Raw genomic sequence first — 454 nt, 5'->3', positions numbered from 1 at the left:
ATAATAATTCGTGTCCCGCGCCTTTTCTGCTGATCTTCCACATACTCACCCTCTCTATATTCTCCTGAACCCTAAATACGGATAAAGCTTTTTCCATGTCTCTACGCTCGAATATTCAAGGCCTGCGTCATTTGAATTAATGAATTTTCCATCACCGACATACATTCCAACATGAGTCGGCCCGGGCGCATATGTGCTAAAAAAGACCAAGTCGCCCGGCTCTGCCTCATCATCGGGAACAGGCTTTGTTTTCTCATACTGTGTCGCAGCATTACCATTGAGATCAACACCAATTTGCCCGAAAGCATATTCCATGAGGCCGCTACAATCAAAACCTCCAGCCGATGGAGACCGGCCTCCCCACACATAAGGCGTGCCTAAATACTCTTTCATAATATTGTGTACTTGAGCATAATCGAATTTTTGATTTTTTCCTCCGCCTTTTCCTCCTGTG

The 454-nt window shown here is 45.2% G+C and carries 1 protein-coding gene; it reads right to left on the bottom strand.

Features of this window, described 5'->3' with window-relative positions:
- Nucleotides 1-54: 54 nt before the first annotated feature.
- The coding region (locus tag ACFRU2_RS42170) for a C40 family peptidase (RefSeq protein ID WP_382981606.1) at nucleotides 55-454 on the bottom strand (400 nt) is incomplete at its 5' end.

Origin of the sequence: Streptomyces sp. NPDC056883, from assembly GCF_042788835.1 — a bacterium.
Lineage (GTDB): Bacteria > Actinomycetota > Actinomycetes > Streptomycetales > Streptomycetaceae > Streptomyces > Streptomyces stoeckheimensis.
Note: the sequence above shows the minus strand (reverse complement) of the source record. Positions and strands in the feature narration are given on the sequence as shown.